Source organism: Streptomyces sp. NPDC058534 (genome assembly GCF_042717365.1).
Taxonomy (GTDB): domain Bacteria; phylum Actinomycetota; class Actinomycetes; order Streptomycetales; family Streptomycetaceae; genus Streptomyces.
The window spans coordinates 1-12,535 of sequence record NZ_JBHXNW010000098.1 but is presented as its reverse complement, the minus strand read 5'-3'; the positions used below and the strand labels follow the sequence as shown (position 1 = coordinate 12,535).

Annotated in this window: 12 protein-coding genes and 1 riboswitch; of the genes, 6 read left to right on the top strand and 6 right to left on the bottom strand. The window is 73.8% G+C overall.

What is annotated here, in order from left to right; genetic code table 11:
- Positions 1-16: 16 nt before the first annotated feature.
- The 5 genes from ACFWR9_RS37915 to thiO form a co-directional block, all read right to left on the bottom strand.
- The gene (locus tag ACFWR9_RS37915; RefSeq protein ID WP_383850823.1) at positions 17-904 is read right to left on the bottom strand and encodes a deoxyribonuclease IV; all 888 of its coding nucleotides are present in this window, start codon (positions 902-904) and stop codon (positions 17-19) included.
- Positions 901-2,874 carry a Stk1 family PASTA domain-containing Ser/Thr kinase gene (gene pknB / locus ACFWR9_RS37910; protein WP_383850820.1) on the bottom strand — a complete coding sequence of 658 codons (1,974 nt, stop codon included), beginning with the start codon at positions 2,872-2,874 and terminating at the stop codon, positions 901-903. The genes ACFWR9_RS37915 and pknB overlap by 4 nt, the downstream gene beginning before the upstream one ends.
- Positions 2,875-3,095: 221 nt before the next feature.
- Positions 3,096-3,893 (bottom strand): thiazole synthase, encoded by a 798-nt coding sequence (locus tag ACFWR9_RS37905; protein ID WP_383850818.1) that lies wholly within the window; start codon positions 3,891-3,893, stop codon positions 3,096-3,098.
- 3 nt (positions 3,894-3,896) lie between these two features.
- Positions 3,897-4,097, bottom strand: coding sequence for a sulfur carrier protein ThiS (gene thiS / locus ACFWR9_RS37900; RefSeq protein WP_383850815.1), 201 nt, complete (start codon positions 4,095-4,097; stop codon positions 3,897-3,899).
- Positions 4,094-5,308 (bottom strand): glycine oxidase ThiO, encoded by a 1,215-nt coding sequence (gene thiO, locus ACFWR9_RS37895; RefSeq protein ID WP_383850812.1) that lies wholly within the window; start codon positions 5,306-5,308, stop codon positions 4,094-4,096. Before thiO ends, thiS begins: the two co-directional genes overlap by 4 nt.
- Positions 5,306-5,417: riboswitch (TPP riboswitch) on the bottom strand. (Overlaps the previous gene by 3 nt.)
- A 52-nt stretch (positions 5,418-5,469) precedes the next feature.
- On the opposite strand from thiO, the gene ACFWR9_RS37890 reads away from it, so the two are divergent.
- The 6 genes from ACFWR9_RS37890 (at position 5,470) to ACFWR9_RS37865 (ending at position 10,437) form a co-directional block, all read left to right on the top strand.
- A complete protein-coding gene (locus ACFWR9_RS37890) occupies positions 5,470-5,820 on the top strand; it encodes a hypothetical protein (protein ID WP_383850809.1) in 351 nt (116 codons plus the stop codon).
- A 32-nt stretch (positions 5,821-5,852) separates the two neighbouring features.
- A complete protein-coding gene (locus tag ACFWR9_RS37885; RefSeq protein WP_383850807.1) occupies positions 5,853-7,124 on the top strand; it encodes an NAD(P)/FAD-dependent oxidoreductase in 1,272 nt (423 codons plus the stop codon).
- A 57-nt stretch (positions 7,125-7,181) separates the two neighbouring features.
- Positions 7,182-7,547 carry an Rv2175c family DNA-binding protein gene (locus ACFWR9_RS37880; protein ID WP_122614951.1) on the top strand — a complete coding sequence of 122 codons (366 nt, stop codon included), beginning with the start codon at positions 7,182-7,184 and terminating at the stop codon, positions 7,545-7,547.
- A gap of 117 nt (positions 7,548-7,664) precedes the next feature.
- Positions 7,665-8,324, top strand: coding sequence for a thiamine phosphate synthase (gene thiE, locus ACFWR9_RS37875; RefSeq protein WP_383850803.1), 660 nt, complete (start codon positions 7,665-7,667; stop codon positions 8,322-8,324).
- Between the two features lie 134 nt (positions 8,325-8,458).
- On the top strand, positions 8,459-9,382 hold the full coding sequence (gene metF / locus ACFWR9_RS37870) for a methylenetetrahydrofolate reductase [NAD(P)H] (RefSeq protein WP_383850800.1): 924 nt from the start codon (positions 8,459-8,461) through the stop codon (positions 9,380-9,382).
- Positions 9,383-9,438: 56 nt separating this feature from the next.
- A complete protein-coding gene (locus tag ACFWR9_RS37865) occupies positions 9,439-10,437 on the top strand; it encodes a hypothetical protein (RefSeq protein ID WP_383850798.1) in 999 nt (332 codons plus the stop codon).
- A 36-nt stretch (positions 10,438-10,473) separates the two neighbouring features.
- Here the strand turns inward: ACFWR9_RS37865 and ACFWR9_RS37860 are convergent, their stop codons facing one another.
- Complete coding sequence (locus tag ACFWR9_RS37860; RefSeq protein WP_383850795.1) at positions 10,474-11,994, bottom strand: phytoene desaturase family protein; 1,521 nt, start codon at positions 11,992-11,994, stop codon at positions 10,474-10,476.
- Positions 11,995-12,535 lie beyond the last annotated feature (541 nt).

Sequence of the window (12,535 nt, the reverse complement as noted above, 5' to 3'; positions counted from 1 at the left end):
CGCTTCCGGACGCGGATCAGCCGTCGCGCAGCTTCTTCAGCCGCTCCACGTCCGCCGCGTGCCCCTCCTTGCCGCCCGGCGTCTCGATGACCAGCGGCACGCCCTCGGTCGCGGGGTGGGTCATCAGCGCCCGGAACGGGTCCTCGCCGATGTGCCCGGCGCCGATGTTCTCGTGCCGGTCCTTGTGGGCGCCCGCCACGTCCTTGGAGTCGTTGGCGTGGATCAGCTTCAGCCGGCCCGCGCCGACCGTGTCCACCAGCAGGTCCAGGGTCTGGTGCATGCCGGACGGGCCGGTCAGATCGTGCCCCGCCGCGAAGACGTGGCAGGTGTCCAGGCACACACCCAGCCTCGGATGGGAGTCCAGCGCCTCGAAGTACGGGCCGAAGTCCCAGGTCCGCGAGCACAGCGAGGCCCCCTGCCCGGCGGTCGACTCCAGCAGCAGGAACGGGTCGTCGTCGTGGGTCAGCTCGTCGAGCAGCGGCAGCAGGTACTCCCGCACCTGTTTGAGCGCCACCGACCTCTCCCGTCCGCCGGTCGCGCTGCCGGTGTGCACGACCACGCCCAGCGCCCCGATGGCCCGCCCGCGCCGCAGCGAGTGTCGCAGCGACTCCACCGACCGCTCCACCGTCGCCTCGGTGTGCGACCCGAAGTTGATCAGGTACGGGGCGTGCACGTACGCCGGGATCGACTCGGCAGCGCAGGCCTCCCGGAACGCCTCGTCCTGCTTCGGGTTGCCGGCCGGCGTGGCCCAGCCGCGCGGGTTGGCGACGAAGACCTGCACGGTCTCCGCCTTCAGCTCACGGGCGTAGGACAGCCCCACGGAGTGCAGCCCGCCGGCCACGGGGACGTGACCGCCGACCGGGTTGCGGGGGAGTGCGGGCGCCTCGTCCTTACCTCCGGTCATCGGATGGTGATCTTGATGGTGGAGCCCTCGGGCGCCCTGTCCCCGCCGTCCACGGACTGCTTCTTCACCGTGTCGCCGAACAGCCCGAGCAGCCCGCGGTCCTCGTCCACCTGGAAGCCGGCGTCCGTCAGCTTCCGCTTGGCGTCGTCCACGCTGTCGCCGACCACGTCCGGGACCTCGATCTGCCGCGGGCCCTTGGACACGGTGAGCGTCACGGTGTCGCCCTCGGCGGCGCGGCTGCCCGGGTCCGGGGTCTGCCGGGCGACCTGGCCGCTGTCGTACTCGGAGTTCACCCGCGCCTCGGCGACCTTCACCTTGAGGCCGGCCTCCGTCAGCTGGGTCCGCGCGTCCTCCAGGTCGACGCCGGCGACGTCCGGGACGTCCACCGGGCTGCCCTTGCTGACCACGAGCGCGACCGCCGAGCCGCCGCGCACCGTGGTGCCCGACGCGGGCTTGGTGGAGATCACGAAGCCCTTGGGCACCTCGTCGCTGAACGCGCGGGTCACCATGCCCGGCTCCAGCCCCTCGTCCTTCAGCAGGGTGCGGGCCCGGTCCAGCTTGTAGCCCTCCAGGTCCGGCAGCTTCACGGTGTCGGGGCCGTCGGAGACCGTGAACGACACGGAGTCGTTCTTGCGGATCCGGGTGCCCACGCCGGGGTCGGTGCTGATGATCCGGCCGCGGTCCACGGTGTCGCTGTGGGCGTGCCGCACCTTGCCGATGTCCAGCCCGGTGTCCTCCAGCCGGTCGCGGGCCTCCGCCTCGGTCTTCGAGAGCAGCGGCGGTACCTTCGTGAACTGGCCGGAGTTGATGTACCAGACGCCGGTGCCCAGGCCGAGCACCAGCAGCACGGCCAACACGATCGTCAGCGGGCCGCGCCGCACTCCCGGCCGGCGGCGCCGGGGCGGGTCCGGCGGGGGAGACGCCAGCCGGCTGGTGTGCTGGACGCCGTCGTCGGAGGCGCCGTACTCGTCCTCGTTGACCGGCAGCGGCCGGGATGGGGGTCCCCCCGCGCGAGCGAAGCCGAGCGTGGGGGACGTGAGCGAGCGCGGGATCACGCTCGTGCGGTCCTCGGCGTTGTCGTGCTCCGTGGTGAGCGCCTGCGGCGGCACCGCGTCCAGCTGGTCGGCGGTCAGCGCCGCGCGCGCCTCGCGGGCCCGCGCGAGCAGCGCCACGGCGTCGTACGGCCGGATCTCCGGGTTGCGCGCGGTCGCCGCGGCGACCAGTTCGTCCAGCTCGTACGCCATCCCCGGTACCGCGGAGGACGGCGGCGGCACGTCCTCGTGCAGGTGCTTGTAGAGCACGACCGCGGCCGAGTCCCCCTCGTGCGGCCTGCCGCCGGTCAGCATCTCGTAGAGCACCACGCCGCACGCGTACACGTCGACCCTGGGGTCGGCGGCGCCGTGCTCGACCTGCTCGGGCGCCAGGTAGGAGACGGTGCCGAGGACGGCGCCGGTGGTGCTGGTGACGGTGTCCACGGAGCGGACCAGGCCGAAGTCGGCGACCTTGACCCGGCCGTCGTCCCCGATCAGCACGTTCTCCGGCTTCATGTCCCGGTGCACGAACCCCGCCCGGTGCGCGGCGCCGAGCGCGGCAAGGACCGGCTCCAGGATGTCCAGCGCGGCCCGCGGACGGAGCGCACCGCGCTCGCGCAGCACGTCACGCACGGTGCAGCCCGCGATGTACTCCATGGCCAGGTAGACGTACGCCCCGTCGGCCCCCTGGTCGAAGACCTGCACGACATTGGGGTGGTCAAGGCGGGCCACCGACTTGGCCTCGCGGATGAACCGCTCGACGAAGCCGGCGTCGGTCGCGAGCGCCGGGTGCATCACCTTCAGCGCGAGCACGCGGTCCAGGCGGGTGTCCACGGCCCGGTAGACCGTGGCCATGCCGCCGACCGCGATCCGCGCCTCGACGCGGTACCGGCCGTCGAGCACCTGCCCGACGAGAGGGTCCTGAAGGGTCGTGTCCACGCAGGCGAGTGTACGAGCCACGACCGACACCCCGCGCTCGCCGCCCGCCACCGGGGCGGTACTGCAGCGCACCTGTGACGGACGTGACACGCACCGGTGGGCCCCCGCCCACGCACGGTCGGCCGCCGACGGCGCCGCACCCCCACGGGAGAGCTCAACCTCTCATCCGACTGGAAACGGGTGGTGCGCGGGTGGGAGAAGATCCTCAGAGCAACGCAGGCTCACTGAAAAGCGGGCCGCTCCGGATCAAGAACCGCCAAGCCCTCCGCAGGAGACGACGCCGAAGCGAAGTGCCGCCGAGGAATCCGCCCCGCCCGCCGGGCCAACCGCCCCGCCTCCACCGCGGCCCGCATCCCCGCAGCCATCAACACCGGCTCCTGCGCCCGCGTAACCGCAGAGGCCAGCATCACACCCGCACACCCCAGCTCCATCGCCAACGCCACATCCGACGCCGTACCGGCCCCCGCGTCCAGAATCACCGGCACCCCCGCGCGCTCCACGATCAGCTCGAAGTTGTGCGGGTTGCGGATACCGAGTCCCGACCCGATCGGCGAACCGAGCGGCATGATCGCCGCACACCCGACATCCTCCAGCTTGCGCGCGAGGACGGGGTCGTCGTTCGTGTACGGCAGCACCGTGAACCCGTCGTCGACCAGCGTCTCCGCCGCCTCCAGCAGCTCGATCGGGTCCGGCAGCAGCGTGCGCTCGTCGGCGATGACCTCCAGCTTGACCAGGTCCGTGCCGAGCGCCTCGCGCGCGAGCCGGGCGGTGAGCACCGCCTCCCCGGCGGTGAAGCAGCCGGCCGTGTTCGGCAGCACCCGGATGCCGAGCCTCTCCAGCACCGACAGCACGGACCCGTGCACCGAGGCGTTCACGCGCCGCATCGCGACCGTGGTCAGCTCCGTCCCGGAGGCCACCAGCGCGCGCTCCAGCACGTCCAGGCTGGGCGCCCCGCCGGTACCCATGATCAGACGGGACGCGTACGACGTGCCGTCGAGGACAAAGGGATCGTCGGCCATGGTTCAGCCTCCTTGCACAGCGGTGAGGACCTCGACGCGGTCGCCGTCGGCCAGGGCGGTGGCGGACCACCGCGCGCGCGGGACCACGGTTTCGTTCAGGGCGGCGGCCACTCCGGACGGCGCGGCGGTGAGCGTGCCCACCAGGGCTTCCAGAGCCGTGCCGGGAGCCACCTCGCGCGGCTCGCCGTTGACGGAGATGTTCATGCGGACTGCTCCGAGAGTGCGGGGGCGGCGTCGAAGCGCCGGGGGGTGAAGGGGCGGGCCTCGTCCGGCAGCTCCCCGGTGGTCAGGGCGTGCGCCATGGCGTCGCCGGTGACGGGGGTGAGCAGGACGCCGTTGCGGTGGTGCCCGGTGGCCAGCAGCAGCCCGTCGAGACCGGTCGGCCCGAGCAGCGGGGCGTTGTCGGGGGAGCCGGGGCGCAGGCCCGCGCGGGTCTCCGTCAGGGGCAGCTCCGTGATGCCGGGGACCAGCTCGTGGGCGTCGCGCAGCAGCTCGTAGACGCCCCCCGCGGTCACCGTGGTGTCCCAGCCCAGCTCCTCGCTGGTGGCGCCGACGACCAGCTCGCCGCTCTCCCGGGGCACCAGGTAGACATGGTTGCCGCGCACCATGGCGCGCACGGTGCGGTTCAGCAGCGGCCCGTGCGTCCGGGGCATCGTCAGCCGCAGCACCTGCCCCTTCACCGGCCGCACCGGCGGCAGTACGGCGTCCGGTATGCCCGCGAGCCGCCCGCTCAGGCTGCCCCCGGCCAGCACCACCTGCCCGGCCTCCAGCGCGGTTCCGTCGGCGGTGGCGACCCCGGTGGCCCGCTCCCCGCGCCCGACGGTGAGCCGGTCGGCCCACACCCGGTGGAAGACCACGCCCGCCCGCTCACAGGCGGCCATGAGCGCGGCGGTGAGGCGCCGGGGGTCGATCTGGTGGTCGCCGTCCACCCGCAGGCCCCCGCGCACGCCCGGCGCGAGCATCGGCTCCAGGCGTCGGCACTCACGCCCCGAGAGCCACTCGGACTCCAGGCCGGAGCGCTGCTGGAGGGCGTGCAGTTCGCGCAGGTGGGCGCGGTCGTCGGCGTCCAGCGCGACGGCGAGGGTGCCGCAGCGGCGGTAGCCGAGGTCGTGACCGGTGACGTCGGTCAGCTCGGCCGCGAACTCCGGGTAGCGGCGGGCCGAGGCGAGGTTCAGTGCGAGCAGCGTCTGCTCGCCGTAGTGCAGCTCCGTGACCGCGGCCAGCATCCCGGCCGCCACCTGCGCCGCCCCGCCGCCCGGCTCGGGGTCCACGAGGGCCGTGACGAGCCCGCGCTGCGCGGCCCGCCAGGCGGTGACCAGACCGATGACGCCACCGCCCACCACGAGGACGTCGGGCGTACGGGACACGGTGTGTGACGACACGGTGTGTGACGAGCTGTGTGATGAGGACGGCATGGGCGTCCAGCCCCTCCCTTCGCCGGCATGACCCGGATCAGGTTCGTACGGTCGGAGGCCGCCAGCCTCCCTCTCAGCCCGGTGCGTCCGGGCTCCCGCGAGTGCTTTACGTTGGCCAGCCTAGCCCGCAGCGCCTCGCACTCGTAAGGGAGCCTCCGCCCGTGACCCGTTCGCTCGACGGCCTCGTCCTCGCCCCCGTCGCCGACCAGGCGCCCGGCCAGGTGGGTACCGGCACCCGGTTCACGTACCACGAGCGGGACGGCGCCGTCTGGGCCGACTACGCGGGCGGCGACGTCGTCCGCGGCCACCTCGTGGGTACCCGCGCGGGGGACCGGCTCGACTTCCGGTACGTGCAGCTCAGGACCGACGGCAGCACGGCGTCGGGGCACTGCGTGTCGACCGTGCTGGAGCTGCCGGACGGCCGGGTGCGCCTGGAGGAGAGCTGGGAGTGGGAGTCGCGCCCCGGCAGCGGCACGAGCGTTGTGGAGCAGGTCACGGTGCACGAGCGCTGACTGACAAATTGTCAGGTGGCTAAGGTGATCAGGTGAGCGAGCAGACGCGGGAACGGGGACGGGGACCGGCGGCGGAAGACGCGCGCCGCGTGGTCGTGGTGGGCGCCGGCATGGCGGGCGTGCAGACCGCCGTAGCCCTGCGGGAGCAGGGCTACACCGGCACCCTGACACTGATCGGCGCCGAGCCCCACCAGCCCTACGACCGGCCTCCGCTGTCCAAGGCCGTCCTGCTCGGCACGGCCGAGGGCTCCGCCTTCGACGTCGACTTCGAGGCACTCGGCATCACCCTGCGGCTCGGCTGCGAGGCCCTGGGCGTCCGCCCCGGCGCGCACCTCCTCGACACCTCCGAGGGACCCGTGCCGTACGACGCCCTCGTCCTCGCGACCGGCGCCGAACCGGTCCGGCTCCCCGGCACCGACGGCGTGCCCGGCGTGCACCTGCTGCGCACCCTGGACGACGCCGAACGGCTGCGCCCCGTGCTCGCCCGTCGGCACGACATCGTCGTCGTCGGCGCGGGCTGGATCGGCGCCGAGTTCGCCACCGCCGCGCGCGAGGCCGGCTGCGCGGTGACCGTGGTGGAGGCCGCCGACCGGCCGCTCGCCGACGCGCTGCCCGCCGAGGTGGCCGCGCCGATGACCGCCTGGTACGCCGACGCGGGCGCCGCACTGCACACGCACACGCGCGTGGAGCGCGTCGAGCCCGGCGACCCGGGGGAGCCTCTCCGGGTCCTCCTCGGCGATGGCGCCCGGCTGCCCGCCGACGCGGTCGTCGTCGGCATCGGCGCCCGCCCCGCCACCGCGTGGCTCGCCGGTTCCGGGATCGCCCTCGGCGTGCACGGCGAGGTCCTGGCCGACGACCTCCTGCGCACCTCGGCGCCGGACGTCCACGCGGTCGGCGACTGCGCCTCCTTCCCCTCCGCCCGCTACGGCGAGCGGCTGCTGGTGCACCACTGGGACAACGCCCTCCAGGGCCCGCGCACGGTCGCCGCCGACATCGTCGGCGCCCCCGCGGCCGAGGCCCCGGCGGCGTACGACCCGGTGCCGTACTTCTGGTCCGAGCAGTTCGGCCGCTTCGTCCAGTACGCCGGTCACCACACGGCCGCCGACACGGTCCTGTGGCGCGGGGACCCCACGGGCCCGGCCTGGACGGTCTGCTGGCTGCGCGAGGGGCGCCTTGTCGCCCTGCTGGCGGTGGGCCGCCCCCGAGACCTGGCGCAGGGAAAGCGGCTGATCCGGGCGGGCACGAAGATGGTCCCGGGGCTGCTGGCCGACCCGGCGAGGCCGCTCAAGGCGGCGACGGCATAACCCCGGGCCGGACGGGTCCGGCTTCCTCCTGTCAGTGCCAGATGGCAGTCTGGAGACGTGACCGAGATTGACGCAAAGACCGATGCTCTCGTGCCTGCCTGGCTCACCGTTCCCGACATCGCCGAAATGCTCGGTGTCGAGGTGACCCGCGTACGCCAGCTGATCAAGGAAGGCCAGCTCATCGCCGTACGCCGGGGTGAGAACCGCGCGCTGCACATCCCGGCGGCCTTCATCGACGAGGACAAGGTCGTCAAGGGCCTGGTCGGGACCCTGACGCTGCTGCGGGACGACGGCTTCACGCCGGAGGAGATGCTGGAGTGGCTCTTCACCCCCGACCCGACCCTGCCGGGCACCCCGGCACAGGCGCTGAGTGAGAATCGCGGCACGGAGGTGAAGCGCCGCGCCCAGGCGCTCGCCGTCTGACCCGACCCGCCGCCCGGCGTACGGGCCGCGGGGCCGCCACGGTCCGCGGCCCGTACGCCGCACGGCCGTGCGGCCCGCACGGGCCCACGCCACCCACCGACCCGGGGGGACACCCGCATGCCCGACACCGCTCCGACCACCGCCCGCGCCCGGCTCGCCGACGCCCGGCTCTACCTGTGCACGGACGCCCGCCGGAGCCAGGGCGACCTGCCCGAGTTCCTGGACGCCGTGCTGGCCGGCGGCGTCGACATCGTGCAGCTGCGCGACAAGGGCATGGAGGCCGCCGAGGAGCTGGAGCACCTGGCGGTCCTCGCCGACGCCTGCGCCCGGCACGGCAAGCTCCTCGCGGTCAACGACCGCGCGGACGTCGCGCACGCCGCCCGCGCCGACGTGCTGCACCTCGGCCAGGGCGACCTCCCGGTCCCCGCCGCCCGGGCGGTCCTCGGGGACGACGTCCTCGTCGGCCGCTCCACGCACGCCGACGCCGAGGCCGCCGCTGCCGCCGTCCAGGACGGTGTGGACTACTTCTGCACCGGCCCCTGCTGGCCCACCCCCACCAAGCCCGGTCGCCACGCCCCCGGCCTCGACCTGGTCCGCCACACCGCGTCGCTGGGCACCGAGCGCCCCTGGTTCGCCATCGGCGGCATCGACCTCGGCAACCTCGACGAGGTGCTGGAGGCGGGCGCCCGGCGGGTCGTCGTCGTCCGCGCGATCACCGCCGCCGACGACCCCGGCGCGGCCGCGGCCGACTTCGCGAAGCGGCTGCGGGAGGCGTAGTGGCGTAGGCGCAGGTACGGGGCCGTAGGCGGATGCCGGAGGCATGTGTCCAAGGGGTGGACAACAAATCGACAATGCGGACAAATATCCCGCATCCGGTTGGGTGACCGCCGCCCCCTGGCTAACCTGCCCGTATGGCCCTCGGAACCGCAAGCACGAGGACTGACCGCGCCCGCACGGTGCGTGACATCCTCGCCACCGGCAAGACGACGTACTCGTTCGAGTTCTCGGCGCCGAAGACGCCCAAGGGCGAGAAGAACCTGTGGAGCGCGCTGCGGCGGGTGGAGGCGGTGGCCCCGGACTTCGTCTCCGTGACCTACGGCGCCGGCGGTTCCACCCGCGCGGGCACGGTCCGGGAGACCCAGCAGATCGTCGCCGACACCACGCTGACCCCCGTGGCCCATCTCACCGCCGTCGACCACTCCGTCGCCGAGCTGCGCAACATCATCGGCCAGTACGCCGACGCCGGGATCCGCAACATGCTGGCCGTGCGCGGCGACCCGCCCGGCGACCCGACGGCCGACTGGATCGCGCACCCGCAGGGACTGACCTACGCGGCCGAACTGGTCCGGCTCATCAAGGAGTCGGGCGACTTCTGCGTCGGCGTCGCGGCCTTCCCGGAAATGCATCCGCGCTCCGCCGACTGGGACGCGGACGTGAAGAACTTCGTGGACAAGTGCCGGGCCGGCGCCGACTACGCGATCACGCAGATGTTCTTCCAGGCCGAGTCCTACCTCAGGCTGCGCGACCGGGTCGCCGCGGCGGGCTGCGAGACCCCGGTCATCCCCGAGGTCATGCCGGTGACCAGTGTGAAGATGCTGGAGAGGTTGCCGAAGCTGAGCAACGCCTCGTTCCCGGCGGAGCTGAAAGAGCGGATCCTCACAGCCAAGGACGATCCGGCGGCTGTACGCTCCATTGGCATCGAGTTCGCCACGGAGTTCTGCGCGCGGCTGCTGGCCGAGGGTGTCCCCGGACTGCACTTCATCACGCTGAACAACTCCACGGCGACGCTGGAAATCTACGAGAACCTGGGCCTGCACCACCCACCGCGGGCCTAGACCGGCCGCACATATTTACGACACACTGCGTAACGGCCACTGGGAGAGGGGCGTACATGGGCTGGACGGTCCTCTACATCGCGTTCGGCGTGGTCGCGCTGTGGCTGCTCGGTGAGGTGCTGCTGCAGTACAAGGCACGGCTGCGCTGGCGACTGCTCGCCTTCGGCGGTTTCGTCGGCGTGGTCGCCGGCGTGCTGATGTCGAACGTGCTCGTCATCGGGCTGGGCGCCGCCGCCTTCGCGGTGGGCCAGACCTACGTCACGCTGTCGTTCCGCCGCGGTTTCGAGGCCGGCTGGGCGGTCAACGCCCCCGCGAGCCTCGTCGGCAAGCGCGGCCGTCCCGAACGGGGCCGCCAGGAGCCGACGCTGGAGGTCTCCGGCATGGAACCCGCCGACGCCGGCCAGGGCCACCGTGACGGCTACGACGACCACGTGGGCCACGCACCGGCCCAGGACGGCCTGTCCTACGGCCACGACGACTACGACCGCGACGACGTCTTCACCCCGGCCCGGCCCGGCGACCTCACGGCCGCCGAGGCCACCGCCGTCTACGAGCCGCAGCCCATGCCGGACGACACCGGCGCCTACGGCGTCTACGCCGACTCCGGCTACGGCCACGACCAGCAGGCGCCGGCCGCCGCCGCGCCGGGCGCCGACCAGGCCTACGCCTACGACTACTCGGGCTACGGGCAGCAGGGGTACGGCTACGACACCGGCGGCCAGCAGCAGTACGCCGCCTACTCCGACCCGTACATCGGCACCCACGCCTACGGCGGGGCGTCGTACGACACCGGTGGCTACGACACCACAGGCGCGCAGCAGTACGGCCAGCAGGGCTACGGGCAGGACCAGTACGCCACCGGCACGCACGGCGGCTACGGCGGCGAGACCCGGGCCGGCGGCGTGTGGGTACCGCAGCAGCGCAGCACCGACGACCCCTACGGCGGCGAACTCCCGCCGGAGCAGCAGTATCCCTACCAGGACAACGGCCAGAGCCAGGGTCAGGGCCACGGACAGGGCCAGGGTCAGGGCTACGACGAGCAGTACCGCTTCTGACGGCCCCTCCGGAGCCCGGTGACCGTCCCCGGTCGCTCACTGGGAGCCGCGGAACTCCGGTCCCTCCACCACGAGTCCGGCGACCAGCGCGCCCGACATGCCCGCGTGCGGGAGGCCCCCGCCGGGGTGCGACCAGCCGCCGACCGTGAACAGGCCCTCCACGCGCGTGCTGTTCGCCGGGTGCAGCAGCCGTCCGCCGGCCGCCGCGAGCGCCGGCACCGGAACCGCGCCGTCCGCCACTCCGGTGGCCGCGGCGACGTCGGCCGGGGTGCGCACCTCGCGCCACAGGAGACGGTCCCGGAGGCCGGGTATCGCCCGCTCGGCGACGCTGATCAGGTGCTCTGCCTGCAGGGCGAACACTTCAGTCGCGGCCCAGTCCGACTCGTTGCCGAGGGCGGGCACAACCGCGGTGAGCGTGACCGCCTCATGGTCCGCGTCCGGGACCAGTCCCGGGTCATCGGGGCGCAGGACCGTGACGGTCGGCCGCGCGGCCATACCGGGTGTGGCGCCGAACAGGCTGTCCAACTCGGTCTCCCGGTCCTCCGAATGGACCACCGTCCGGTGCGCCGTGCCCTCCGCACGGCCACCCCGCAGCGCCAGCAGCACCGTCAGCCGGCTCGCCCCACCGCGCTGCGGCGGGACCTCGCCCGCACCCCGCACCGGCGACCCACCGCACAGCCGGTCCAGCACGTCCGGCGCCACCCCGGCGACCACGAACCCGGCCTCCGCCACGCCCCCTTCGGCCGGCTCCACGCCGGCCACCCGGCCGTCCTTCTCGACGACTCCGGTGACCTCGGTGTCGAAGCGGAACTCGACCCGGCGGGCCAGACACCGCTCGTACACCGCGCGCGCCAGCTCCCGCAGGCCGCCACCGCGCACGTACCACATCCCGAACGCGTACTCCATGTACGGCAGCACGGCGGTGTTCGCCGGGGCGGTCCGGGGATCCAGGCCGTACGCCAGCGCGTGGCTGCCCAGGAGGGCGGCCAGCCGGGCGTCCCGCAGCTCCCAGGCACTCACCTCGGCGAGGGTGCCGGCCCGGCGGGTGCGCAGCAGCCGCTTGTGCGGGACCGACGGATAGGGGTCGCGTTCGGCCAGCACCTCCCAGTTCGGCCACAGCGGCTCCTCCAGGAGCGGGCGGCGCGTCCGGTCCCAGGCCTCCCGGGCCCGCACCAGGAAGTCGCTCCAGCGACGGCCGGCCGTCGGCCCGAGAGCCGCGTCCAGGGCGTCGACGACGCCCGCCCGCGAGGCGTTCGGCAGCGCCACCTCCGTGCCGTCCGCGAACACGTGCCGCGACGACGGGTCGACCTGGACCAGCTCGACGCAGGATTCCAGCGGCTCCTTGCCGGTCTTGACGAACAGATCGCGCCAGACCGCGGGCAGCGGCAGCAGACCGGGGCCGGTGTCGAAGGAGAACCCGTCCCGCTCGAAGCGGCCGAGGGCTCCGCCGTACGTCCCCGTCCGCTCGTACACCACCACCCGGTGGCCCGCGACGGCCAGCCGGGCGGCGGCCGCCATCGCGCCCATCCCGGCGCCGATCACCGCAATCCGTGCCATGCCAGGGACTTTATCCGCCGCCACCGACAGTCCTCCTCCGGCCTGGTCCCGCCTCGTCCGAGTACCGCGACGGACGCTCGGGTCACCAGTGGGCGACGTGCCGCAGTGAGCCGGGGTGCGCAGGACTGAGTATCCGTACCTAGCCGCGTAGATGAGTACCCGCGCGGATGGGCCCCGACCTGCGGGAACGAGAGAGTGGAGACACGGAGAGGGGCGCGGCTCCGGTACCGGCGACACGGGGTGCCGGAACGGAGCCGGGCCCGCGATCCGCTCCTTCCGCCGACCGCGGTCGGCGGGAGCGAGGCACGGGGGAACCCGGGGGAACGACCGGCTACGGGGGTTCCGAACGGGGGGACGTAGGGGGAGCAGGAGAAGGCGCCGGTCCGACGGCGGCCCGCGGGGGACGCGGCCACCACGGACCGGCGCTCTTCGTGTGCGGCCGGCGGCGGCTCAGGGGCGGCCGCGGGGACCCCCCCCGGGAGGGCCCGCTCACAGGCGGGGGGGCGCGGCGGTGGGTGGCGGCGCGGGGGGAGAGAGCCGC